General features: G+C 67.0%; 19 protein-coding genes. 8 read left to right on the top strand and 11 right to left on the bottom strand.

The features are described 5' to 3' along the window. Positions 1–20: 20 nt before the first annotated feature. On the bottom strand, positions 21–1,577 hold the full coding sequence (gene rmuC, locus ABR323_RS09815; protein WP_135275626.1) for a DNA recombination protein RmuC: 1,557 nt from the start codon (positions 1,575–1,577) through the stop codon (positions 21–23). Positions 1,578–1,622: 45 nt separating this feature from the next. Between rmuC and ABR323_RS09810 the strand changes: the two genes are divergently transcribed. Further along, on the top strand, positions 1,623–2,228 hold the full coding sequence (locus ABR323_RS09810) for a glutathione S-transferase family protein (RefSeq protein ID WP_439449146.1): 606 nt from the start codon (positions 1,623–1,625) through the stop codon (positions 2,226–2,228). A gap of 67 nt (positions 2,229–2,295) precedes the next feature. On the opposite strand, the gene ABR323_RS09805 is transcribed toward ABR323_RS09810, so the two are convergent. Then, a complete protein-coding gene (locus tag ABR323_RS09805) occupies positions 2,296–3,303 on the bottom strand; it encodes a zinc-binding alcohol dehydrogenase family protein (RefSeq protein WP_439449145.1) in 1,008 nt (335 codons plus the stop codon). Between the two features lie 91 nt (positions 3,304–3,394). Between ABR323_RS09805 and ABR323_RS09800 the strand changes: the two genes are divergently transcribed. The 3 genes from ABR323_RS09800 to ABR323_RS09790 are packed head-to-tail and all read left to right on the top strand — an operon-like array spanning position 3,395 to position 5,454. Then, positions 3,395–4,366: a LysR substrate-binding domain-containing protein gene (locus tag ABR323_RS09800; protein ID WP_439449144.1), complete on the top strand. Its 972-nt coding sequence runs from the start codon at positions 3,395–3,397 to the stop codon at positions 4,364–4,366. Positions 4,367–4,381: 15 nt separating this feature from the next. After that, complete coding sequence (gene leuE / locus ABR323_RS09795) at positions 4,382–5,011, top strand: leucine efflux protein LeuE (RefSeq protein WP_005411716.1); 630 nt, start codon at positions 4,382–4,384, stop codon at positions 5,009–5,011. Then, positions 5,008–5,454 carry a hypothetical protein gene (locus ABR323_RS09790; RefSeq protein ID WP_439449143.1) on the top strand — a complete coding sequence of 149 codons (447 nt, stop codon included), beginning with the start codon at positions 5,008–5,010 and terminating at the stop codon, positions 5,452–5,454. The genes leuE and ABR323_RS09790 overlap by 4 nt, the downstream gene beginning before the upstream one ends. A gap of 33 nt (positions 5,455–5,487) precedes the next feature. On the opposite strand, the gene ABR323_RS09785 is transcribed toward ABR323_RS09790, so the two are convergent. Further along, positions 5,488–6,399: a LysR family transcriptional regulator gene (locus ABR323_RS09785; protein WP_439449142.1), complete on the bottom strand. Its 912-nt coding sequence runs from the start codon at positions 6,397–6,399 to the stop codon at positions 5,488–5,490. Between the two features lie 122 nt (positions 6,400–6,521). On the opposite strand from ABR323_RS09785, the gene ABR323_RS09780 reads away from it, so the two are divergent. Together ABR323_RS09780 and ABR323_RS09775 are read left to right on the top strand one after the other, a co-directional pair. Then, a complete protein-coding gene (locus ABR323_RS09780) occupies positions 6,522–7,517 on the top strand; it encodes an aldo/keto reductase (RefSeq protein WP_439449141.1) in 996 nt (331 codons plus the stop codon). A 175-nt stretch (positions 7,518–7,692) separates the two neighbouring features. Next, positions 7,693–9,120 carry an amino acid permease gene (locus tag ABR323_RS09775; RefSeq protein ID WP_439449140.1) on the top strand — a complete coding sequence of 476 codons (1,428 nt, stop codon included), beginning with the start codon at positions 7,693–7,695 and terminating at the stop codon, positions 9,118–9,120. 91 nt (positions 9,121–9,211) lie between these two features. Here the strand turns inward: ABR323_RS09775 and ABR323_RS09770 are convergent, their stop codons facing one another. Continuing rightward, entirely contained in the window at positions 9,212–10,453 is a 1,242-nt protein-coding gene (locus ABR323_RS09770) for a dipeptidase (RefSeq protein ID WP_439449139.1), read from the bottom strand. A 131-nt stretch (positions 10,454–10,584) separates the two neighbouring features. After that, positions 10,585–11,754 carry a class I SAM-dependent rRNA methyltransferase gene (locus tag ABR323_RS09765; protein ID WP_135275636.1) on the bottom strand — a complete coding sequence of 390 codons (1,170 nt, stop codon included), beginning with the start codon at positions 11,752–11,754 and terminating at the stop codon, positions 10,585–10,587. Positions 11,755–12,103: 349 nt separating this feature from the next. On the opposite strand from ABR323_RS09765, the gene ABR323_RS09760 reads away from it, so the two are divergent. Further along, positions 12,104–13,066 (top strand): TerC family protein, encoded by a 963-nt coding sequence (locus tag ABR323_RS09760; protein ID WP_135275637.1) that lies wholly within the window; start codon positions 12,104–12,106, stop codon positions 13,064–13,066. 93 nt (positions 13,067–13,159) lie between these two features. Further along, positions 13,160–13,930, top strand: a complete 771-nt coding sequence (locus ABR323_RS09755; protein WP_135275638.1) for a rhomboid family intramembrane serine protease — start codon at positions 13,160–13,162, stop codon at positions 13,928–13,930. A 157-nt stretch (positions 13,931–14,087) separates the two neighbouring features. Here the strand turns inward: ABR323_RS09755 and ABR323_RS09750 are convergent, their stop codons facing one another. The 6 genes from ABR323_RS09750 to rpmH all read right to left on the bottom strand — a co-directional run bounded on the left by ABR323_RS09750 (position 14,088) and on the right by rpmH (position 21,909). Continuing rightward, on the bottom strand, positions 14,088–15,194 hold the full coding sequence (locus ABR323_RS09750) for a glycerophosphodiester phosphodiesterase (RefSeq protein WP_439449138.1): 1,107 nt from the start codon (positions 15,192–15,194) through the stop codon (positions 14,088–14,090). Positions 15,195–15,412: 218 nt separating this feature from the next. Next, on the bottom strand, positions 15,413–16,762 hold the full coding sequence (gene mnmE, locus ABR323_RS09745) for a tRNA uridine-5-carboxymethylaminomethyl(34) synthesis GTPase MnmE (RefSeq protein WP_439449137.1): 1,350 nt from the start codon (positions 16,760–16,762) through the stop codon (positions 15,413–15,415). A 3-nt stretch (positions 16,763–16,765) separates the two neighbouring features. Continuing rightward, positions 16,766–19,438 carry a polysaccharide deacetylase family protein gene (locus ABR323_RS09740; RefSeq protein WP_439449136.1) on the bottom strand — a complete coding sequence of 891 codons (2,673 nt, stop codon included), beginning with the start codon at positions 19,436–19,438 and terminating at the stop codon, positions 16,766–16,768. A gap of 115 nt (positions 19,439–19,553) precedes the next feature. Then, positions 19,554–21,269: a membrane protein insertase YidC gene (gene yidC, locus ABR323_RS09735; RefSeq protein WP_439449135.1), complete on the bottom strand. Its 1,716-nt coding sequence runs from the start codon at positions 21,267–21,269 to the stop codon at positions 19,554–19,556. After that, positions 21,269–21,763 (bottom strand): ribonuclease P protein component, encoded by a 495-nt coding sequence (rnpA, locus tag ABR323_RS09730; RefSeq protein WP_135275643.1) that lies wholly within the window; start codon positions 21,761–21,763, stop codon positions 21,269–21,271. Before rnpA ends, yidC begins: the two co-directional genes overlap by 1 nt. 5 nt (positions 21,764–21,768) lie before the next feature. Continuing rightward, complete coding sequence (gene rpmH, locus ABR323_RS09725) at positions 21,769–21,909, bottom strand: 50S ribosomal protein L34 (RefSeq protein WP_006404565.1); 141 nt, start codon at positions 21,907–21,909, stop codon at positions 21,769–21,771. Positions 21,910–21,912 lie beyond the last annotated feature (3 nt).

Here is a 21,912-nt window from a genome sequence, read left to right as displayed (position 1 = left end):
AGGCGGCGTGTCCGTGTGCCTCAGGTTTCGTCGCCGTCGCCGTCGCTGCCTTCGTCCTCGCCCGCCGCATCACCCTCGGCAAGATCGCCCAGCATTGACTGGGCCTGTTCGGACGCCAACGATTCCACGCCACGCAGGCGGCGTTCGATGGTGCGGGTCTTGCGGCTGGCCTCGCCGATGCTGCGACCCACCGTGGTGATCTGCTTCTCGGCCTTTTCCAGAATGCCGGCGAACTTGCCGAACTCGCTCTTCACCGCTCCCAGCAGGCTCCACACTTCGCTGGATCGCTTTTCAATGGCCAGCGTGCGGAAGCCCATCTGCAGGCTGTTGAGCAACGCGGTGACCGTGGTCGGTCCGGCCACCACCACGCGGTGCTCGCGCTGCAGCAGGTCGACCAGGCCCGGGCGCCGGATCACTTCGGCATACAGGCCTTCGGTGGGCAGGAACATCACCGCGAAGTCGGTGGTGTGCGGTGGCACGATGTACTTGTCGCAGATCGACTTGGCCTGGACCCGTATCGCGCGTTCAAGCTGGATGCCCTGCAGGCGCACGCCCTCGGCGTCACCTTGTTCCTGCGCGTCCAGCAGCCGCTCGTAGTCCTCCCGCGGGAACTTGGAGTCGATCGGCAGCCACACCGGCGTGTCATCGCTGCTGCGGCCCGGCAGGCGTACCGCGATATCGACCATCTCGCCGCTGTCCGGGCGCACCTTCACTGCACGCGCGTACTGCTCCTGGGTGAGCGTCTGCTCGAGAATGTTCTCCAGCTGCACTTCGCCCCAGCTGCCGCGGTTCTTGACGTTGGTCAGCACGCGCTTGAGGTCGCCGACGCCGGTGGCCAGCTGCTGCATTTCGCCCAGACCACGCTGCACCTGTTCCAGGCGCTCGGAGACCAGCTTGAAGGAATTGCCCAGCCGCGTTTCCAGCGTCGACTGCAGCTTCTCGTCCACGGTGTGGCGCATCTGCTCCAGCTTCTGCGCGTTGTCGTTCTGCAGCGCGCGCAGCTGTTCTTCCAGCGTGGCACGCATCTCGGCGATGCGCTGCTCGTTGCGCTGGGTCAGTTCCTGCAGGCGCAGGCCCAGGTTGTCGGTCAGGCGCTGCTGCGATTGCGCGCCTTCCTCGCGACCCTTGCGTGCATCGTCCACCAGGGTCTGGCGCAGCGCGCCGAGCTGGGTATCGGTACGCCCGGTGAGTTCCTGCAGCTGCTGGCCAAAGGCATGGATGCGGGCTTCCTGCTGCTGGCCGAAGGTCTCCAGCTGGCCACGCAGTTCCTGTAGCCGCTGCCCCATCAGCGCGGCACCGCGCTGCTGGCTCTCGGCCGCCTCGGCGCGCGCCTTGCGGGCATCTTCGCCCAGCGCTTCACGCAACAGGTCCAGGCGCTGGTCGGTGCGGGTGGACAGATCGGTCAGCGCGCGGGCAAAACCATCGAGCTGTTCGCGCAGTTCACTGCGGCCGGAGCGCGCCTCCTCGCGTACCGCCTGTTCCAGACGGTCATGCGGCGGGCGGCGCAGCAGGGTGACCAGCTGCAGGATGAGCACGGCCAATAGGAGGCCGCCAATGAGCAGATATTCGGTTTGCATGGGGCAAGTGTAGGCTGGCCGAGTCTCAGCTGCTGCGTCAGGACCATGCTCGCTCTGTACGGAAAGCCCACCTCCATCAACGTGCGCAAGGTGCTGTGGCTGTGCGCCGGTCTGGACCTGCCCCTGCACCACGAGCCGGCCCCACCGCCGGACCTGCTGGCCGCGCTGAATCCGAACCGGCAGGTGCCGGTGCTGCGTGATGGCGACTTCGTGCTGTGGGAGTCCAACAGCGTCTGCCGCTACCTGGCTGCGCGCGCAGGGCGTGACGATCTGCTGCCCACCACGCTGCATGAGCGTGCGCAGGTGGAGCAATGGATGGACTGGCAGGCCAGCGACCTCAACAGCGCCTGGCGGCACGTGTTCATGGCCCGCGTGCGCCAGCATCCGGACTATGCGGATGACGCCCGTGCAGACGCCAGCCTGGCGCAGTGGAACCGGCTGATGGGTGTGCTTGATGCACAGCTGGCCGCTACCGACGGCTACGTGGCGGGCAACACCTTCACCCTCGCCGACATCGTGCTTGGACTTTCGACCCAACGCTGGCGCAGCACACCCGGCAGCAAGCCGGCGCTGCCACACCTCGCAGCGTGGTTCGAACGCCTGCGGCAGCAGCCCGGTTTCGCCGACCACGTCGACAACGGCGTGGCCTGAAGCAGGGGTCAGATCCCTTTCCCTTTGGGAAAGGGATCTGACCCCAAGGGCGCGGGAACAACCTGCCTTACCAGCCTTCCAGCACGATCTTGCCCTTGGCGCGATGGCTCTCCAGCAGCGCATGTGCGCGCCGCAGGTTGGCCGCATCGATGCGCCCGAAGTGCTCGCCCAGGGTGGTCTGCAGCACGCCGGTGTCGATCAGTTCGGCCACCCTGTTCAACAGGTCGTGCTGGCGCTGCATGTCGGCGGTGCGGTACAGCGGCCGGGTAAACATCGATTCCCAGTGCAGTGACAACGCCTTGCGCTTGAGCGCCATCACATCCACCTGGCCGGGATCATCGATCAGCCCCAGCTGGCCCTGCGGCGCCAGCAGTTCCACGATCTGCGCGTAGTGCTGGTCGGAATGGGTCAGGCTGGCTACGTGCTGCACCTCGCTGATGCCCAGCCGCGCCAGTCCCTCGGCCAGCGGCAGGCTGTGGTCGATCACGTGGTGTGCGCCCATTGCGTACGCCCAGTCCTGGGTATCCGGACGCGAGGCGGTGCCGATCACGGTCAGCTTGGTCAGCTTCCGCGCCAGCTGCACCAGGATCGAACCGACACCGCCGGCAGCACCGATCACCAGCAGAGTCTGGCCTTCGCCGCCGCCCTCGGGAATGCGCAGGCGGTCGAACAGCAGCTCCCATGCGGTGATCGCGGTCAGCGGCAGTGCGGCGGCGGCGGCATCATCGAGGCTGGCCGGCTTGCGGCCGACGCTGCGCTCGTCCACCAGCTGGTACTCGGCATTGCTACCCGGGCGGTCGATGACGCCGGCGTAGTAGACCGCGTCGCCGGGCTGGAACAGGGTCACCTCGCTGCCCACCGCATCGACAATGCCAACCGCATCCCAGCCCAGCACGCGCGGTCCATCGGTGGCCGCGCCACGGCGGACCTTGGTGTCGACCGGGTTCACCGCCACCGCGCGTACCGCCACGCGCAGGTCACGCGGGCCGGGCTGCGGCAGCTCCAGTTCGATGTCGATCAGGGCCTGGGCATCATCGATCGGCAGGCCGGCTTGGGTGTAGGCAATGGCGCGCATGGCAGCGGTCCAGTGGGGAAGGAGGCGACAGGTTGCGCCGCGCGCGCTGCCGCAGAAAGGCGCAGAATCGGGCAGCACTTTCACTCTGGCAATGAAGATGATCCGCTTCGACGATCTGCAGCTGTTCGTCCGCACTGCCGCGCTGGGCAGCTTCTCGCAGGCGGCCCGCGAGGCCGATCTGCTGCCGGGGCAGGTCGCCGCAGCGGTGGCGCGGCTGGAGCGCGAGCTGGACCTGCGCCTGTTCGTGCGCACCACCCGCAGCCTGCGCCTGACCGGCGAGGGCGCGCTGTACCTGCCGTATGCGCAGGAGGTGCTGGCCACCCTGCGCGAGGGCCAGGCGCGCGTGCAGGGCGAAGACACCGAGCTGCACGGCACGCTGCAGCTGTCGGCCCCCTCGGACCTCGGCCGCAACCTGCTGCTGCCCTGGTTGAGCGCGTTCCGCGCCGCGCACCCGCGGCTGCGCCTGCACCTGCGCCTGTCCGACGAAGTGGCTGATGTGTTCCGCGACCCGGTCGACGTGGCCATCCGCATCGGCCACTTCGACGACGCCAACTACGTCGCCCTGCCCCTGCTGGAAGGCAATCGGCGCGTACTCGCGGCCTCGCCCGACTACCTGCAGCGGCGCGGTACGCCCACACGCTTGGACGAACTGCGCGAGCACGACTGTCTGGTCTACCAGCTCAGTGGCCGCGCCTATGATCGCTGGTCGTTCGAGGTCGACGGGCGCCGCAGCGTGATTCCGGTGCGTGGTCCGCTGGTCTGCGACGACGCCGATGTAGTGCGACGCTGGGCCGTGGCCGGCGAAGGCATCACCTACAAGTCCTGGCTGGACCTGCGCGAGGACGTGCTGGCCGGGCGCCTGCAGCTGCTGCTCGACGGTGTTGGCAGCAGCATCCCGCTGCAGCTGGTATGCCCGCACCGCAAGCAGTTCTCGCCAGCGGTACGGCAACTGCATGCGCAGCTGCGCCAGCACCTGCAACCGCTGCTGTCTGGCATGCCTGGTGGGTCCACCGGCCCCCTGTCGCCAATCCCGGCGCTGACCGACAATGGCGGCCCCCCGTAACAAGAGAACGCCGCCATGCCGTGGATGGGCATCCAGGACCTGTGGACGTTTCTGGTCGCTGTGCTGGTGTTTCTCGCCCTGCCCGGCCCCGGTACCTTCACTCTGCTGACCGCCACCGGCCGTGGCGGCGTGCGTGGCGGCTACACCGCGCTGGCGGGCCTGCTGGTCGGCGACCAGATCCTGATGTGGCTGGCGTTGGCCGGCGTGGCCGCGCTGCTCAAGGCCAACCCGCTGGTGTTCCACGCCGTGCAGTACCTGGGTGCGGCCTACCTGGTGTGGGTGGGCATCAGCCTGCTGCGCACGCCGAAGCACGAGGGCGGTGACGCCGGCCCGATCCGCATGCAGCCGGGCCGCTACTTCCAGCAGGCGATCCTGGTCAGCCTGCTCAACCCGAAGGCGATCCTGTTCTACATGGCCTTCCTGCCGTTGTTCATCGATCCGAAGGCACACCAGGGCATCGCCACCTTCGCGGCACTGGCCGGCATCATCCTGGTGGTCAGCATCGCCTACTGCTCGATGCTGATCGGCGTAGGCAACCTGGCCCGTCGCCGGTTGATCCAGCACCCGCGCATCAGCGATGCGCTGCGCCGCGTGGCCGGTCTGTTCCTGGTGGGCTTCGGCATCCGGTTGGGGCTGAACGGGTGATCCGGCGACTGCTGGTGCTGGTGTTCATCGGGCTTCTGGCCGACACCGCAGCGGCCAGCGCGCAGGACCATCGCTGCCTCAGCGGGGGCCGCAAAGACGGCATCCACCTGCTGTGGCGCTGGTTGGACAATGGCAGCGCCGACGTGCAGTACGCCGGGCAGCGCGGCCGCCTGCAGGTGCAACAGGTATCGCAGGAAACGACGGTGCTGGACGAAGACCGCCCGTACCAGTTCGACAGCGTCTGGGAAGAGCGCATCGACGGGCGCCTCAACGGCCGCTACCTGCTGAGCACGCAGGGCGCGCTGGTGCTGGATCTGAGCTACGAACGCACCCATGATGGCCGTCGCACCACCTTCCACGATGACAGCGAGGCGTGGCAGGAAGACGGCTGCCATTGGCCGGGCGTCGCGCCGCTGACCGTCGCGTCGAGCGGGCTCGACTGAACCGACGCGACGTCCGCCAACCAAGGTTGGCGACTACCAGGGCTGGGAATCATGCATTTCCGCGCGGAGATGGTCGATGAACACCCGCAGCTTGGGTGCCATCTGCTCGCGCGCGGGGTAGTACAGGTGGAAGCCAGGGAACGGCGGCTGCCAGTCCTGCAGCACGCTCTGCAGTCGCCCAGCGGCGATGTCGTCGGCCATCAGCGAGGCGAAGCCCTGGGCCATGCCCAGCCCCGCCAGCACGGCGCGATGGGCGACGCCGGCATCGTTGAACACCAGCCGCCCGCTCACTTCCACGTCGAGGTCGTGCCCTTCGCGGCTGAACTCCCAAGGCATCAGCCGGCCATTGGCCAGCCGGTGCACGATGCAGGCGTGGCCCTGCAGGTCATGCGGGGTCTGCGGCACGCCATGGCGTTCGAAATAGGCCGGCGTGGCCACCACCACCTGCCGCTCGGGTGGCCCGACCGGCACCGCGATCATGCCCTGTGCGAGTGATTCGCCCAGGCGGATGCCGGCGTCGAAGCCCTCGGCCACCAGATCGGTCAGCGCCGGGTCGACGCACAGTTCCACCTGCACCTGCGGGTAGCGCGCAAGGAAATCGGGCAGCCGCGGCAGCACCATGCGATCGGCGACGATGCGCGGCAGGGTCACACGCAGCCGCCCGGCAGGCACCGAGCGCGCGCTGTCCAGTTCGGCAAAGGCCTGGTCGATCTGGTCCAGGCCGCCGCGCACGCGCTGCAGGAAACGCGCGCCGTGTTCGGTCAGGCTGACCCGCCGTGTGGTCCGCTGCAGCAGCCGCACGCCCATCCGCGCTTCCAGCGCGCGCACGCTCTGCGACAGCGCCGAGGTCGACACGCCCAGGGCATCGGCGGCGCGGGTAAAGCTGGCATGCTCGGCCACGTGGACGAAGGCGACCACAGCGGTGAGGGGGACGGAGGCATCCATTGTGAAGCCAGTCTTCAAGGTAAGTCCGGTGATACGCAGTTTATCCACACGATGGCGTGGAGGATGCTGTGCCCTTCGCCGCTGCCCATCCAGGCATGGCGCCTTCCCCCAAGGAGATCCACATGAAGACCCGTACTCTTGGCCCCGCCGGCCCCACCGTGTCCGCCCTCGGCCTGGGGTGCATGGGCATGAGCGCCTACTACGGCGGCCGCGGCAGTGACGATGACGGCATTGCCGTCATCCGGCACGCACTGGACCGTGGCGTGACCCTGCTCGATACCGCCGATGTGTATGGCCCGCACACCAATGAGGTGCTGGTCGGCCGCGCGATTGCCGGCCGCCGCAACCAGGTGTTCCTGGCCAGCAAGTTCGGCATCGGCCTGGACCCGACCGACCCGAAGGGGCGACAGGTCAACGGCCACCCGGATTACGTGCAGGCCGCCTGCGAGGCCAGCCTGCGCCACCTGGGCGTGGACCACATCGACCTCTACTACCAGCACCGCGTCGACCCGACCGTGCCGATCGAGGACACCGTAGGTGCGATGGCGCGCCTGGTGGAACAGGGCAAGGTGCGCTGGCTGGGCCTGTCCGAGGCCTCGGCGGCCACCCTGCGCCGCGCACATGCGGTGCACCCGATCACTGCGGTGCAGAGCGAGTACTCGCTGTGGTCGCGCGAGCCGGAGCAGAACGGAGTGCTGGCCACCACAGCGGAACTGGGCATCGGCTTCGTGCCGTATTCACCGCTGGGCCGTGGCTTCCTGACCGGCGCCATCCGCAGCCCGGATGACTTCGACGCCGACGACTACCGGCGTACCTCGCCCCGCTTCGAAGGCGAAAACTTCCAGCGCAACCTGGCACTGGTGGACACCGTGCAGGCGCTGGCCGCCGAGCGCGGCATCGCCGCCTCGCAGCTGGCGCTGGCCTGGGTGCTGTCGCGCGGCGAGCACATCGTGCCGATTCCGGGCACGACGCGGCGGGCACGGCTGGACGAGAACCTCGGTGCGCTGCAGGTGGAACTGGATGCGGCCACGCGGGACGCACTGGATGCGGCCTTCCCGCTGCATGCCGCGGCCGGCGAGCGCTATTCGGTCAGTGGCATGGCCAACATCCAGTCGTAGAAGCGGCCCGGACGAACCCACACCGGTGACTGCCGCCGGATTGTGCCGATTCCGGCGGTCTGGTCGGGGCGCAGCGCGCGCCCCGCCATGCATGACCCCCGTCAGTGGCAATGCTGCGCTGCGTTCGGTCACACTCGGGAACTTGTCGTTCTCAGTCACCCCTTCCGAGGCCTGCATGTCCCTGTTCCGGCGCAAGTCCCTAGATTCCGTCACCGTCCACGAAGCCGGCAGGCGCCTGATCCCGACGCTCAGCTGGCCGCACCTGATCGCGCTGGGCATCGGTGCCATCGTCGGTACCGGCATCTACACGCTGATCGGCGTCGGTGCCAACCTGGCCGGCCCGGCCGTGCTGATCTCCTTCGCCATCGCCGGTGCGGTGTGCGCCTGCGCGGCGCTGTCTTACGCCGAGCTGTCGACGATGATGCCGGCCGCCGGCAGTGCCTACACCTACAGCTACAGCGCGCTGGGCGAGGTGTTCGCGTGGGTGGTGGGCTGGAGCCTGATCCTGGAGTATTCGCTGGTGGTGAGTACGGTGGCGGTGGGCTGGTCCGGCTACTTCGTCGGCTTCCTCGAATGGGTGCATACCCAGTTCGGCTGGAACGTGCATCTGCCGGCCTGGCTGGCGGCCGGCCCGCACGTGGAAGGCGGGATGATCAACCTGCCTGCAATCATCATCACCTGGCTGGTGGCCGGCATGCTGATGGCCGGCACCAAGGAAAGCGCCACCCTCAACGCGATCCTGGTGGTGTTCAAGCTGATCGCGCTGGCCATCTTCGTGGCCGTGGCCCTGCCCGCGTTCGACAGTGCCAACCTGCAGCCGTTCATGCCATACGGCTTCGCCAAATCGATCGGCCCTGACGGCGTTGAGCACGGCGTGATGGCAGCTGCGGCGATCATCTTCTTCGCCTTCTACGGCTTCGATGCGATCTCCACCGCGGCCGAGGAAACCAAGAACCCCAGCCGTGACCTGTCGATCGGCATCATCGGTTCGATGATCGGCTGCACCATTGTCTACGTGCTGGTGGCGCTGGCGGCCGTGGGTGCGATGAGCTACGCGGTGTTCGGTAACAGCGCCGAACCGCTGGCGCTGATCATGCGCGAGCTGGGCCACCCGACCGCAGCGATGGTGATCGGTGTGATCGCAATCATCGCCCTGCCGACGGTGCTGCTGGCCTTCCTGTACGGCCAGAGCCGCATCTTCTTCGTGATGAGCCGCGATGGCCTGCTGCCGCGTGGCCTGTCCAAGGTCAACGCACGTACCGGCACGCCGGTGGCAACCACACTGTTCACCGCGCTGGTGGTATCGGCGCTGGCCGGCGTGGCGCGCCTGGACGAGATCGCTGCGCTGGCCAATGCCGGAACCCTGGCGGCGTTCACCGCGGTAGGCGTGTGCCTGGTGGTGCTGCGCCTGCGCGAACCGAACCGCGAGCGCAGCTTCCGCACGCCGTTGGCGTTCGTGGTCGGGCCGCTGGCCGCGCTGGGCTGCATCTACCTGTTCATCAGCCTGCCACACCGCACCCAGCTGTATTTCCTGCTGTGGAATGTGGCCGGCCTGGTGCTGTACTTCCTGTACAGCCGCCGCCATGCGTTGATCGCGAAATAAACGGATCACCGGTAGTGCCGGCCGCTGGCCGGCAACTCGCATCCTGTTGATACGGCAATGCCGGCCAGCGGCCGGCACTACCGCAGGGCGGTCAACCGCCCTGCTTTGCCGCGTAGTCCTGCGCCTGGCGCATCACCCGCAGCAGGTTGCCGCCCCAGATGCCGGCAATCTGCTTCTCGGTATAGCCCTTGCGCAGCAGCCACGCGGTGATCTTCGGCAGCTGGCTGACATCGGGCAGGTCGCTCAGGCCACCGCCGCCATCCCAGTCCAGGCCAATGCCCACGTGCTCGGGTCCGACCACCTTGAGGATGTGTTCGAAGTGGGCGAAGAAGTCGTCCAGGCTGGCATGGCGCACCGGGTGCTCGTGGTCCAGCGCCTGCTCGGCCTTCAGCAGCTGCACGCCCTGTTCGATGTTCATTCCTTCCCAGCCACCGAGCTGCTTGCTCAACGCTTCTTCGGCCTGCTTGCGCTCAGGCGTCTTCGCCGTGTCGATCAGGTAGCCGCCATAGGCGTTCACCTGGATCACGCCGCCGGCCTTGGCCAGTTTGCGCAGGCGCGCGTCATCCAGATTGCGCGGGTGGTCGTAGACCGCCTTGGCCGAGCTGTGCGACAGCACGAACGGCACCGGCATCATCGCCAGCAGGTCATCGAACACCGCGTCCGAGGCATGTGACTGGTCGATCACGATGCCCAGCTTCACTGCCTGCCGCACCAGGTCCTTGCCGGCCGGGCTCAGGCCTTTCCACTCCGCACCCTTGGGGTCGGTAGCCGAATCGGCGAACTCGTTGTTGGCGAAGTGCACGGTACTGAGCAGGCGCAGGCCGGCACGGTGGTAGAACGAGAGCAGGCTGGGGTCTTCCACCAGCGGGCTGGCGTTTTCCATGCTGATGTAGACCACGCGCTTGCCGGCGGCCTTGATCCGTGCCGCGTCATCGGCGGTCAGCGCCAACGCGAAACGCTCGGGGTTGGCCGCCAGCATCTCGCGGATCTGCAGCAACCGCTGCAGGCCGTGGTCACGCTCGGCCAGATGCGCGGCGGGGCTGCGGTCGCCCTGATCGGTGTAGACCGCCCAGAAGCCGCCGTCCAACGCGCCTTCGACCATGCGCGGGTAATCGACCTGCGAAAGCGCGTTGCGGTCGTGGCGCTGCTCGATATCGAAGCCCGTTCGGCCGAAGTTGGCCGGCGTATCCAGATGGCTGTCGAGGGTGACCAGGCGCTGCTGCAGGGCTTTGGCGCGGGCCAGCTCCTGTGCACTGAACTCGATGGCATGAGCCGACAGCGGCGCGCACAGCGCCAGGGCAAGCACGACGGACAGGCGACGCAACGATGGCATGGGCTCTCACCGGCAATGGGAAGAGCCCGACCATAGCGCTGCGGCCGCGCATTGGGTAGCGCCGGGCCGCGCCCGGCGGATCTGCAGGCCGATCAGCCGAGCGAGGTCTCGGCTCTACAGCAACAGACGGCTCAGTCCACCACGCGGCAGAAGACAGCCTTCAGGTAACGCGATTCCTGCACGTGGGCCATGAACGGATGGTCCGGACCGGCGCCGGCCACCTTCAGGATCTGGATGGTGCGGCCGGAGAAATAGGCCGCGCGGCGCAGCATGTCGAGGAACTGGTCCTCGGCCACCAGGCCGGTGCACGAGAACGTGGCGAACAGGCCACCGGGCTTGACCACGCCCAGCGCCAGCTTGTTCATGTCCAGGTACTTCTTCAGCGCGGTGATGACCTGGTCGCGGTCGCGGGTCATCTTCGCCGGGTCCAGGATCACCACGTCGTACTGCTCGCCGCGGTTGGCGGCATCGCGCAGCCACGGGAAGATGTCCGACTGGACGAACTTCGGGCGCACGTTGTTCAGGCGCGAATTGCCCTTGGCGATCTGGATGACGTCTTCATCGATGTCGATGCCGACCACTTCCGACGCACCACGCGCCGCTGCGTACACGGCGAAGCCGCCGGTGTTGCAGCACAGATCCAGCACGCTCTTGCCTTCCACCTGCTGGCTCAGCCACTCGCGGTTCTCGCGCTGGTCGGCGAAGAAGCCGGTCTTGTGCGCACCGGCCGGATCGGCGCGGAACTTGATGCCGTACTCGGTGATCACCGACGCTTCGGTGGTGGTGTTGCCATGGAAGTCGAAGCTCTCCTGCTTCTGCACGTGTTCGTCGGCGAAGCTGTGGAAGCGGCAACCCGGGAACTGTTCGCGCAAGGCTTCGTAGATCCATTCGCGATGGCGGAACATGCCGGCGGCGAAGAACTCGACCACCACCAGGTCGTTGTAGCGGTCCACCACCAGGCCGGACAGGCCATCGCCCTCGCTGTGCACCACGCGCCAGGCGTCGGACACCGCATCAAGCTTCAACACCTCACGGCGCAGCGACACCGCCTGGGCAATCTTGCGCGAGAACCAGCCGGCATCCACCGGCACGTTCTGATCGGTTTCGAGGATGCGCACGGCAATGCGCGAGTGCCCGTTGTAGAACCCGCGGCCAATGAACTCGCCATCGATGCCGACCACGTCGACGATGGAACCGGGCTTGGGCCGGACGGTCGGCTTCTCGACCAGTTTCTGGAAGATCCACGGGTGGCTGGAGCGCCACGCATTCTTGAGGCGGACAATCGGAAGGGGGGTATTCATCCACCTATTGTAAACCGGGCACCGGGGTCGGATCCCCACAGGGGCTCTGACCCCGGGCCGGTGTGCCAACCAAGGTTGGCACCTACCAGAGCTGGCCCCCGGCAGCCCGGCATTTGACGGCGGCCCGGCCAGGCCGCAGAATCAGCGCCAGAAGGGGAGTAGCTCCCAGACGTTGTCGCCGTCAATTCGAGCCCGCAGGCTCCGGTGCAACGGCAATCCCACCCGCGTGGGGTTGCGAGCGAGACCTTCGCCGTACTGGCGAAGCTCTGTCCCTGGATCCCCCTCCCGATCCTCCGTTGCAGATCCTCGCCGTCCGGCCTGGCATTCATCTTTCCAACGGATATTCCCAATGCAGACGATCGGTAACGTGTGGTTGTGGGGCGGCTTCGGAGCAGTGGTGGTCATCGCCCTGCTGGTCGACCTCGTATTGATGCGCCATGGTGGACCGCACAAGGTCACCTTCAAGGAGGCCCTGTGGTGGTCCATCGGCTGGGTCGCGCTGGCCCTGCTGTTCAACGCCGGCCTCTGGTACTACCTCAACGAGACTGCCGGCCAGGTGGTGGCCAACAAGGTGGGCCTCGAGTTCCTGACCGGCTACCTGGTCGAGAAGGCGCTGGCGGTCGACAACATCTTTGTCTTCCTGATGATCATGAGCTACTTCGCGGTGCCGGAAGAGCAGCGCCAGAAGGTACTGATCATCGGCATCCTGGGCGCGATCGTGCTGCGTACGATCATGATCTTCGCCGGTAGCGTGCTGATCACCCAGTTCCATTGGCTGCTCTACGTGTTCGGCGCCTTCCTGCTCTTCACCGGCTGGAAGATGTGGTTCGCCGCCGGTCAGGAGCCCGACCTGGAAGCCAACCCGGCCCTGCGCTGGATGCGCAAGCACCTGCGCCTGCTGCCGGACTATGCCGGCAATGCGATGAGCGTGAAGCGTGATGGCGTGCGCTGGTTCACCCCGCTGTTCGCGGTGCTGATCCTGATCGCGGTCACCGACGTGATCTTCGCGGTGGACAGCATCCCGGCGATCTTCGCCATCACCACCGACCCGTTCATCGTGCTGACCTCCAACGTGTTCGCGGTGCTGGGCCTGCGTGCGATGTTCTTCCTGCTGGCCGGCATGGCCGACCGCTTCCACCTGCTGCCGTATGGCCTGGCGCTGGTGCTGGGCTTCATCGGCATCAAGATGATGATCATCGACCTGTTCAAGATCCCGACCCCGGTATCGCTGGGCGTGGTGGCGGTGATCATCGCCGCCACCGTCGTGCTGAGCCTGAAGTACCCGCCGAAGGAAGGCTCCGGCCACGCCTGATCACGGCCGGCCGGCGGGATTGTCCCGCCGGCCGCCCCCACTCTCCCGCGGCGGTGGCCTTGGTTTCGCGCCAGTCACCGCCATTGCTGAGGTATGAACAGCAACGCGCCCCTGCCCGCTGGCGACGCGCCAGCCCCCCGCAATGACCGCATGCGTATCCTGCGGGCATTCAATGTCAGCCTGGCCGCGGTGCTGGTACTGATCGCCGTGTTCGCGCTGCAGGGCACGTTTGACTGGCGGCCATGGGCGGTTGCGCCACTGGAAGCCAAGGGCCTGCTTGGCCTGATCGGCGGCCCGCTGCTGCATGCCTCGGTCGAGCACATCGCCGCCAACAGCATCGCCATCCTGATCCTCGGTACCCTGGCTGGCAGCGTCTATCCGAAAGCCACCCTGCGCGCGCTGCCGCTGTTGTGGCTGGGCTCGGGCATCGGCGCGTGGATGCTCGGCAATCCGGGCAGCGTGCATCTGGGCGCCAGCGGCGTGACCCACGGCCTGATGTTCCTGCTGGCCAGCCTGGGCCTGCTGCGCCGCGACCGCGCGGCGATCGCCACCGGCCTGATCGGCATGCTGTTCTACGGCGGCATGCTCATGACCATCCTGCCGCATGCCGACGGCGTCTCCTGGCAGTCGCACATGGGCGGTGCCTTCGCCGGCATCATCGCCGCGCTGTTGTTCCGCAACGCCGACCCGTTGCCGCCGCGCCAGCGCTACAGCTGGGAAGACGAAGAAGAGCAGGTCGAACCGCTGGCCGACGACGAGCTGGAGCCGCCGTCGCCGCAGCGCGTGCCGGTGCTGTGGCAGCCGCGCGAGGGCCAGGATTACGTGGTGATCCCGTTCCGCCGCCCGGACGAGCCGCGCGGTTGAGGTGACGGTAGTGCCGGCCGCTGGCCGGCAACCTCATGACCCGGTAGTGGCCGACCTTGGTCGGCGTGGTTGTTGTGTGCCAACCAAGGTTGGCACCTACCAGAGCACACCGGCACCCCGGGTAGCGCCGGGCCATGCCCGGCGTCGCGTTGGGGCTTCAGTTCCCCGCCGCGCCCATGCCATCCACCGCCTGCCGGCCCAGCGCCGGGTCATCGGTGAAGAAGGCATCGATGCCTGTGGCCAGGTAGGCACGCATCTCGGCGATCGAACCTTCCGGGTTGCGCGCGTTGTCGGCGCCCTTGCGCAGATTACTGGCCTGGAAGTGGTTTTCCGGTCGGAAGGTGTACGGAATCACCATCAGGCCCACTGCGTGTGCGTCCTGCACCAGCGTGGTTGGTGACCCCAATGCGCCGTTGGCATCCAGCGGGATGATCGAACGCAGCTCCGGGCCGATGCTGTCGGCGTAGACGGCGATGTCCTTCAGTCCGGCCGGGGTCATCATCTGCGCGTAGGTCAGCTTTCCGCCGGCCTTGGCGATGTCGGCCGGCTGGGTGTCGCCCTTCCACAGCAGCTGCAGCAGGCGGAAGTTGCTACCGCGCGGGATCTTGCCGCGCAGGTAGCGCAGGTTGGCGGTCTCGAACGACTGGATGGTGACCGGGCCGACGTTGGTATAGGCGTTGCCGCGCAGCGCAGACAGCAGCGAGTCTTCCATCGGCAGGCCGATCGACTGGAAGTAGGTCGGGTGCTTGATTTCCGGCACCAGGCCGATGCCACGGTTGGCGCGGCCGGCCTGCTGGACCAGGAAGGCGAGGATCTCGTCCAGGCTGGCGATGCGGAACTGGCCATCGTAGGCGGTGCTGCGCAGCTCCGGCAGGCGCTCGCGCGCGTACAGGGTCTTCAGCTCGGCCAGGGTGAAGTCTTCGGTGAACCAGCCTTCGACCTTCTGCCCGTCGATGACTTTGCTGGTGCGGCGACTGGCGAACTCCGGATGCGAGGCGACGTCGGTGGTACCACCGATCTCGTTCTCGTGGCGGGCCACCATCACCCCGTCCTTGGTCATCACCAGGTCCGGTTCGATGTAGTCGGCGCCATCGGCGATGGCCTGCGCATAGGCTGCCAGGGTGTGCTCGGGCAGCAACGCGCTTGCCCCGCGATGGCCATAGACCGACACCTTGTGCGCGGCCGGGGTGGAGGATTCAGCACTCATGGCCACCGATGGTGCCACGGCCAGCGACAACAGCAACGCACAACCCCACGACTTCACTGCGACTTCCCCAAGCGGTATGTGATGGGCGTCAGTATGCGGCGGCAATGTGACAGGTGGGGGACCCCATGGATCCGGTAGTCGCCGACCTTGGTCGGCGCTCTGCCAGCCCGCGTCCATGACCCCGGACGCCCTGTGCCAACCAAGGTTGGCACCTACCAGAGCGAGGGTTGGCACCTACCCGTGGGTTGCCGGCCAGCGGCCGGCACTACCAAGGCTTACTTGCCGATGCAGAAACTGGAGAAGATCCTTCCCAGCAGATCATCCGCACTCATCTGCCCGGTGATCTCGCCCAGCGCGTCATGCGCCAGCCGCAGTTCCTCGGCGGCCAGCTCCAGATGTTCGTGCGCCAGCTCGCCATCGGCGCGCTGTGCATGCTCCTGCGCACGCTCGATCGCATCCACATGGCGCGTACGCGCGGAGAATTCGCCATCCACCTGCTCTCCTGCCCCGGCCGAGGCAATCGAACGCAGGCGCGCATGCAGGTCTTCCAGGCCAGCACCGGTGGCTGCCGAGACGAACACACGGTCCGGATCGTCCAGCGACGGCAACGCATCCAGCAGGTCCGACTTGTTATGGATGTAGACCTTGTGCGGCACCGCCGCCACGGCATCGCCCAGCGCCGCTTCTCCGGCTTCCGGATCGCGCGCATCCAGCACGATCAATGCAAGATCAGTGCGCTCGATTTCCACATGGGCGCGGCGCATGCCTTCGCGTTCGATGGCGTCACCGCCGTCGCGCAGGCCGGCGGTGTCGACCAGGGTCAGTTCCAGCCCATCCAGGCGGATGGTCTCGCGCAGGGTGTCGCGGGTGGTACCGGCGATGTCGGTGACGATGGCGCGCTCGCTGCCAGCCAGGGCGTTCAGCAATGAGCTTTTGCCGGCATTCGGCGGGCCGATCAGCACTGCATGCAGGCCATCGCGCAGACGACGGCCGCGCTCGGCATCACGACGCAGCAGGGCAAGATCAGCGCGCGCCTGTTCCAGCCCGCGCCGCACCTGTGCGCCACCGAGGGTATCCAGCGGTTCGTCGGCGAAATCGATGGCCGCTTCCACATGGATGCGCAGCAGCACCAGCTGTTCGACCACGGTGTCGATGCGGCGCGAGAACACGCCGTCCAGCGAACGACGTGCAGCACGCGCGGCGCGGTTGTCACCCGCGGCGATCAGGTCGGCGATGGCCTCGGCCTGGGCCAGGTCGAGCTTGCCGTTGAGGAAGGCGCGTTCGCTGAACTCACCCGGCCGCGCCTGGCGCGCACCGAGCGCGATGCAGCGCGCGACCAGTTGCTGCAGCAGCACCGGACTGCCATGGCCCTGCAGCTCCACCACCTCTTCGCCGGTGAAGCTGTTCGGTGCCGGGAACCACAGCACGATGCCATCGTCGATGACCTCGCCGTCGGCATCGCGCAGGCGCGCATAGTGCGCATGGCGCGGGCGCAGTGCAGGCGCGCCCAGCGTGTTGGCGATGGCCGCGGCACGCGGGCCGGACAGGCGCAGCAGGCCCACGCCACCCGCGCCGGGGGCACTGGCGATGGCGACGATGGTATCGGTGCGGATCGCGTCGTTCATGGCTCAGAGTTTCTCCAGCTGCGCGCGTGCCTGCGCGGCACCACTGCCCTGCGGCTGCAGCGCCAGGTAGGTGGCATAGGCCTGCTTCGCCTTGGCCTTGTCACCGGCGTTGAAGTAGGCATCGCCCAGGTTGAGATAGGCCACTGCACGCGACGGGTCGATCTTCAGCGTGTTCTCCAGCCAGCGCGCGGCTTCGGCGTAGCGCTGCTGGCGGTAATAGACGAAGCCGAGGTTGTTGGCGGCCTGGGCGAAGTCCGGACGCAGCTTCAGCGCTTCGGTGAACTGGGCCACCGCTTCGTCGTACTGCTTCTCGCGGTACAACTGCAGGCCACGGTCATTGGCCTGCTGCGCGCGCTGGCGGTCCGAGGACGGGCCGGCAGTGGGCACCACCAGCTTGGCCTTGCCGCCCTGCAGGTCGGCCACGGTCACCGGCGCCTGGCTGCCCTTTGCTTCGCTGGCAGCATCGACCTTGTTGTTCAGCGCAATCGCATCGGCGGTCAGCTGGCGCGTATCGGCGTTGAGGAATTCCTGGCTGTCGGGCACCTGGAACACGAACTCGCCGCCCTGCGATCCAGGCAGGCTGCCGAAGGCCGGGGTCTGGTGCGAGACCGCCGACACCGCAGGCGCCACGTAGGCGGCCAGTTCGGTGCCGGTGATCAGGCCATCGCCATTGAGGTCGCCCTTGCCGGCCAACGCCTGCAGCAGCACCCAGGTGAACACCGAGTGGCCATTCGGGCCGGCATCGGCCACCTGCTGGTCGGCACCGCCGGCGGTCAGCATCTGCCGCGCGCTGCGACGCGCATTCTCGCGCAGGAACGAGGACGACGACGGGCCGCCACGGGTCAGGCCCAGGCCGCTGTAGCAGGCATCCATCACGAACATCACATGCTTGGCCTGCATGCTCTCAGCGATGTTCTGGATGTCGGTCATCGCGATCGCGTCGGTGGCGAATTCCTTCGGATCTGAATCGACCGGAATGATGTAACCGAGGTCGCGCCCCGAGGCGAGTTGGCGGGTGGCGCCATGGCCGGCGAAGAACACGAACACGCGGTCGTTCTTTCCGGTGCGGTCATCGGCCAGTCGATCATGGAAGGCGGCCAGGATGTTGTTGCGGGTGGCTTGTTCGTTCTTCAGCACGATCACCTGCGAGGACGGGAAGCCGAACTGCCCGGTCAGGGTATCGGCCACCGCCTGCGCGTCGTGGCTGGCGTATTCCAGCTTCGGCCACTTGGCGTAGTTATCGATGCCGACCACGATCGCCCACGACTTCTCGTAGCCGGTGGTGACCGTAGCTGCACTGGTGTCGCCCTTGCGCGCGCGCGCCACGGTGAATTCGCGACCGTTCCAGCCGGCGAACTGGTAACCATCGGCGATCAGCCGGTCGAGGATCTGCGGCAGCGCCTTCACCGCACGGTCGTGGATGTCGTGGAACAGGATGATGCCGCGCTGCTCCTTGTTCACCTGGTCGAGCACGCGCTGCACGATCGACTCCGGCACCGGGTCGGCCCAGTCCATCGAGTCGATGTTCCACATGATCGACTTCAGTCCAGCCTCGTTGAGCAGCTGCAGGCCTTCGGCGTTGCGCGCGCCATACGGGAAGCGGAACAGCGGGGCGCGCTTGCTGTCGACATCCTTCAGCAGCGTGTCGGTGTCGAGCACCTGCTGGCGCAGCGCGTCACCGGTGGTGCGCGACAACTGGGCATGGGTCAGGCTGTGGTTGCCGACCGCATAGCCCTCTTCCATCAGGCTGCGGCTGATCTTCGCCATCGGCCCCAGGCTGACCTTGCCATCGGCCTCGACCTTGCCCAGGTTGCGGCCGACTTCGAAGAACACACCCGGCACGTCGTAGCGCTTGAGGATGGCCACTACTTCATCGGTGTAGGCCTTGTGCGGGCCATCGTCGAAGGTCAGCACCACGGTCTTGGCCGGCAGGTCGCGTCCGAATATCTCGCGGTCGCTGTCCTTCATCGACATCGGGTACGGCTCGATCACCCCGTAGTCGCGCAGGATCGCTTCGCGGCTGTAGTCCTTGTGCAGGTGGGCGATGTAGTCCTCCCACTTCTCGCGCTTCAGCGCGATGGCGCGGGTGCGCTCGAAGCGGCTGAAGATGCGGGTCAGTTCCTGGTTGTAGTTGCGCTCGATCTCGTCGAGCGCCTCCAGATCCTCGCCGATGCGCTGGTGCAGCTTCACCGCCGGCAGCGACGAATCCGTGCCAACGCGCTCATGCAGGTCGCGCAGCACTTCGCGGAAGGCCAGGCGGTCGGCGTCGAACAGTTCCGGTGCCGACTCGATGTAGTCCAGCACGGTACCCAGGGTGGCGAAGCGCTGCGGGCTGGAACCACGCAGCACCGTGTCGAACTGCGTGGCGATGGCCGTGCGCTGTTCGAGGCCATCGTGGAACAGCTGTTGTCCGATCTGGGTGGAGGTGCTGCGGTCGGCGCTCGACTGCTGCTCTTCGTCGGCCAGCAGTACGATGATCCGGCGGTAGCCATCGAGCTGCTTCTGCAGCGCTGCCAGCAACGGTGCGGCGGCCGGATCAGCTGCAGCAGCGGCCTGCGCGCTGGGCTGGGTGACGGTGGTCGCCGGCGCCTTCGCATCCTTGTCGCCACAACCGGCAACGATCAGGGTCAACAACAGCGAGGGCAGGAACAAGCGGAACGACGACGCACGCGGCATGGCGGACTCGATGGATGCAGGATCGGTGTGCCGGCGATTCTAACGCCGGATGCGAAAAGCCCGCCTTGCGGCGGGCTTCTGCTGAGGTCAGCCGGCCAACGGCCGGCTCTACCGATTACTTCTTTTTGACCGGGGCCGGAGCGGTGGTGGCCGGGACCGGCTCGCCGCCATGGCGCTTGGTCATCCACCACTGCTGCAGCAGGCCCAGGCCGCCGTTGACCACCCAGTACAGGACCAGGCCGGACGGCATGAAGGCCATCATGACGCCGAACACCAGCGGCATGAACTGCATCATCTTCTGCTGCATCGGGTCCATGCCCGGTGCCGGGGTCAGCTTCTGGGTGAACCACATCACCGCCACATTGATCACCGGCAGGATGAAGTACGGGTCGCGTGCAGTCAGGTCCTGGATCCAGCCGAACCAGGGCGCCTGGCGTAGCTCGACCGATTCCACCAGCACCCAGTACAGGGCGAAGAAGATCGGCATCTGGATGAGGATCGGCAGGCAGCCGCCCATCGGATTGATCTTTTCCTTCTTGTACAGCTCCATCATCGCAGTCTGGAACTTCTGGCGGTCATCGCCATAGCGTTCCTTCAGCTGCGCGATGCGCGGCTGGAAGCGACGCATCTTGGCACCGCTCTTGTACTGGGTCGCCGACAGCGGGTACAGCACCAGCTTCAGCAGCACCACCAGGCCGACGATCGCCCAGCCCCAGTTGCCAACCAGCTTGTGCACCTGGTTCAGCACCCAGAACAGGCCCTGGCCGATCACCGCCATCATCGAGAAGCGGCTGTAGTCGACCACGCGGTCCAGGCCCGGCACGTCTTCCTTGGCAATCAGGTTGACCAGCTTCGGGCCGACCCACAGGCGGGCTTCGGTGCTGGTGGACTGGCCCGGGGCCACGGTGAAGGCCGGGCCACGCGCTTCGATCAGGTCACGACCGGCCACCTGCGACAGCACGTAGTGCGCGGTCTGGTCCTTCTGCGGGATCCAGGCGGTGAAGAAGTGGTGCTGCAGCATCGCCAGCCAACCGCCGGTGATGTTCTGGTTCAGCGTGCCGTCTTCCAGGTAGTCCTTGAACGCACGACGCTGGTACTTCTTGTCGTTGTCGTACCAGGTGGCACCGTTGAAGCTGAAGGAATCCGGGTTGGTCATGCTCCGCGACAGAATGGTCGGGGTGCGGTCCAGGGTGCGGTAGACGTAACCGTTCCAGGGCGCTGCGCCGGTGTTGCTGACCTCGTCTTTGAAGCGCACGGCGTACTCGTTGCGCGAGACGGTCAGGGTGCGCTTGATGGTCACGCCGTTGTCGGCGGTCCACACGAACGGGATCTGCAGCTCGTTCTGGCCCTTGGCCAGCACGAAGTCCTTGGCGTCACCCACCAGCTTGAAGCCGTCAGCGCCGGGGACCGGGGTGTTCTTGTCTTCGCTGGCCCAGCCACTGATCGCGCTGTACGGATGCGCGGGGTCTTCGGTCAGCAGGCGTACCGGCGGACTGCCTTCATCCTTGGTCTGCGGGAACTGCAGCAGCTCGGCGTCGAGCACGCGGCCGCCGTCCAGCACCAGACGCAGCACGTCGGTGGTGACGGTGACGCGCTGGCTGGCCGGTGTGGCACTGGCCTGGGCCTGCGTTGCGGCCTGGCCCGGGGCGCCCGGGACCTGCGCATTGGGAACGCTGCCCGGCGTGGCGCCCGGAACGCTCTGTGCAGCGGCCGGAGCCGACGTGGTCGTCGGTGCCGGGGTCGGGGCGGCCTTTTCACGGCTCCACTCCATCCACAGCAGCACGGCCACCATCAGCCAGGCAAAAATAAGGAATACGCGGGTCTGGTTCATCAGCAGGCAGGCTCAGCGGGGCCGGGACGCGGTGCCGGCTCAGTGATGGAGGAAATGGCGATGCCATCAGGCGGCGGCATTGTGCCGTCCACGCCCGGCGCGGGCAATGCGCGCAGGCGCCGCAACAGGCGCAGGAAGGCCTGGCGGATATCGTCGTTGCTGGCGCTACGCGCAGCACTACGAGCCACGACGACGAAGTCGCCTGGCTGGATGTCGGTTCGTGTCTGACGCAGGGCATCGCGCAGGACGCGCTTGATCCGGTTACGCCCTACGGCGTGCGGATCAACCTTGCGGGAAACCGCCAGACCCAGTCTGGCCGGCCGGTCAGCCGGCAGCCAGTGCAGGGTCATCAGCGGATCGGACACACGGCGGGCGCCGTTGAAGACCGTTGAATATTCGGCACGCGTGCGAACCCGCGCAGAGCGAGGGAATCGCTTGCGCGGGTCAGCAGTATTCACTGTCGAATGGATTGCGTCTGCCGCTGGATGCGGCATGGCAATCAGGCGCTCAGGACTTTGCGGCCCTTGGCGCGGCGACGCGACAGGATCTTGCGGCCGTCAGCGGTCTTCATACGGGCACGGAAGCCGTGGTCGCGCTTACGCTTGAGGTTGCTGGGCTGGAAGGTGCGCTTGGTGGCCATGTG

This window comes from Stenotrophomonas sp. ATs4, assembly GCF_051861585.1.
In the GTDB taxonomy this organism is placed as follows: Bacteria; Pseudomonadota; Gammaproteobacteria; order Xanthomonadales; family Xanthomonadaceae; genus Stenotrophomonas; species Stenotrophomonas maltophilia_AS.
This window is presented reverse-complemented; position numbering and strand designations above follow the sequence as displayed.

Coding starts and splice junctions, on each gene's coding strand:
- rmuC (WP_135275626.1), bottom strand. CDS start 1,577: ATGCAAACCGAATATCTGCTCATTGGCGGCCTCCTATTGGCCGTGCTC.
- ABR323_RS09810 (WP_439449146.1), top strand. CDS start 1,623: ATGCTCGCTCTGTACGGAAAGCCCACCTCCATCAACGTGCGCAAGGTG.
- ABR323_RS09805 (WP_439449145.1), bottom strand. CDS start 3,303: ATGCGCGCCATTGCCTACACCCAAGCCGGCCTGCCGATCGATGATGCC.
- ABR323_RS09800 (WP_439449144.1), top strand. CDS start 3,395: ATGAAGATGATCCGCTTCGACGATCTGCAGCTGTTCGTCCGCACTGCC.
- leuE (WP_005411716.1), top strand. CDS start 4,382: ATGCCGTGGATGGGCATCCAGGACCTGTGGACGTTTCTGGTCGCTGTG.
- ABR323_RS09785 (WP_439449142.1), bottom strand. CDS start 6,399: ATGGATGCCTCCGTCCCCCTCACCGCTGTGGTCGCCTTCGTCCACGTG.
- ABR323_RS09780 (WP_439449141.1), top strand. CDS start 6,522: ATGAAGACCCGTACTCTTGGCCCCGCCGGCCCCACCGTGTCCGCCCTC.
- ABR323_RS09775 (WP_439449140.1), top strand. CDS start 7,693: ATGTCCCTGTTCCGGCGCAAGTCCCTAGATTCCGTCACCGTCCACGAA.
- ABR323_RS09770 (WP_439449139.1), bottom strand. CDS start 10,453: ATGCCATCGTTGCGTCGCCTGTCCGTCGTGCTTGCCCTGGCGCTGTGC.
- ABR323_RS09765 (WP_135275636.1), bottom strand. CDS start 11,754: ATGAATACCCCCCTTCCGATTGTCCGCCTCAAGAATGCGTGGCGCTCC.
- ABR323_RS09760 (WP_135275637.1), top strand. CDS start 12,104: ATGCAGACGATCGGTAACGTGTGGTTGTGGGGCGGCTTCGGAGCAGTG.
- ABR323_RS09755 (WP_135275638.1), top strand. CDS start 13,160: ATGAACAGCAACGCGCCCCTGCCCGCTGGCGACGCGCCAGCCCCCCGC.
- mnmE (WP_439449137.1), bottom strand. CDS start 16,762: ATGAACGACGCGATCCGCACCGATACCATCGTCGCCATCGCCAGTGCC.
- ABR323_RS09740 (WP_439449136.1), bottom strand. CDS start 19,438: ATGCCGCGTGCGTCGTCGTTCCGCTTGTTCCTGCCCTCGCTGTTGTTG.
- yidC (WP_439449135.1), bottom strand. CDS start 21,269: ATGAACCAGACCCGCGTATTCCTTATTTTTGCCTGGCTGATGGTGGCC.
- rnpA (WP_135275643.1), bottom strand. CDS start 21,763: ATGCCGCATCCAGCGGCAGACGCAATCCATTCGACAGTGAATACTGCT.
- rpmH (WP_006404565.1), bottom strand. CDS start 21,909: ATGGCCACCAAGCGCACCTTCCAGCCCAGCAACCTCAAGCGTAAGCGC.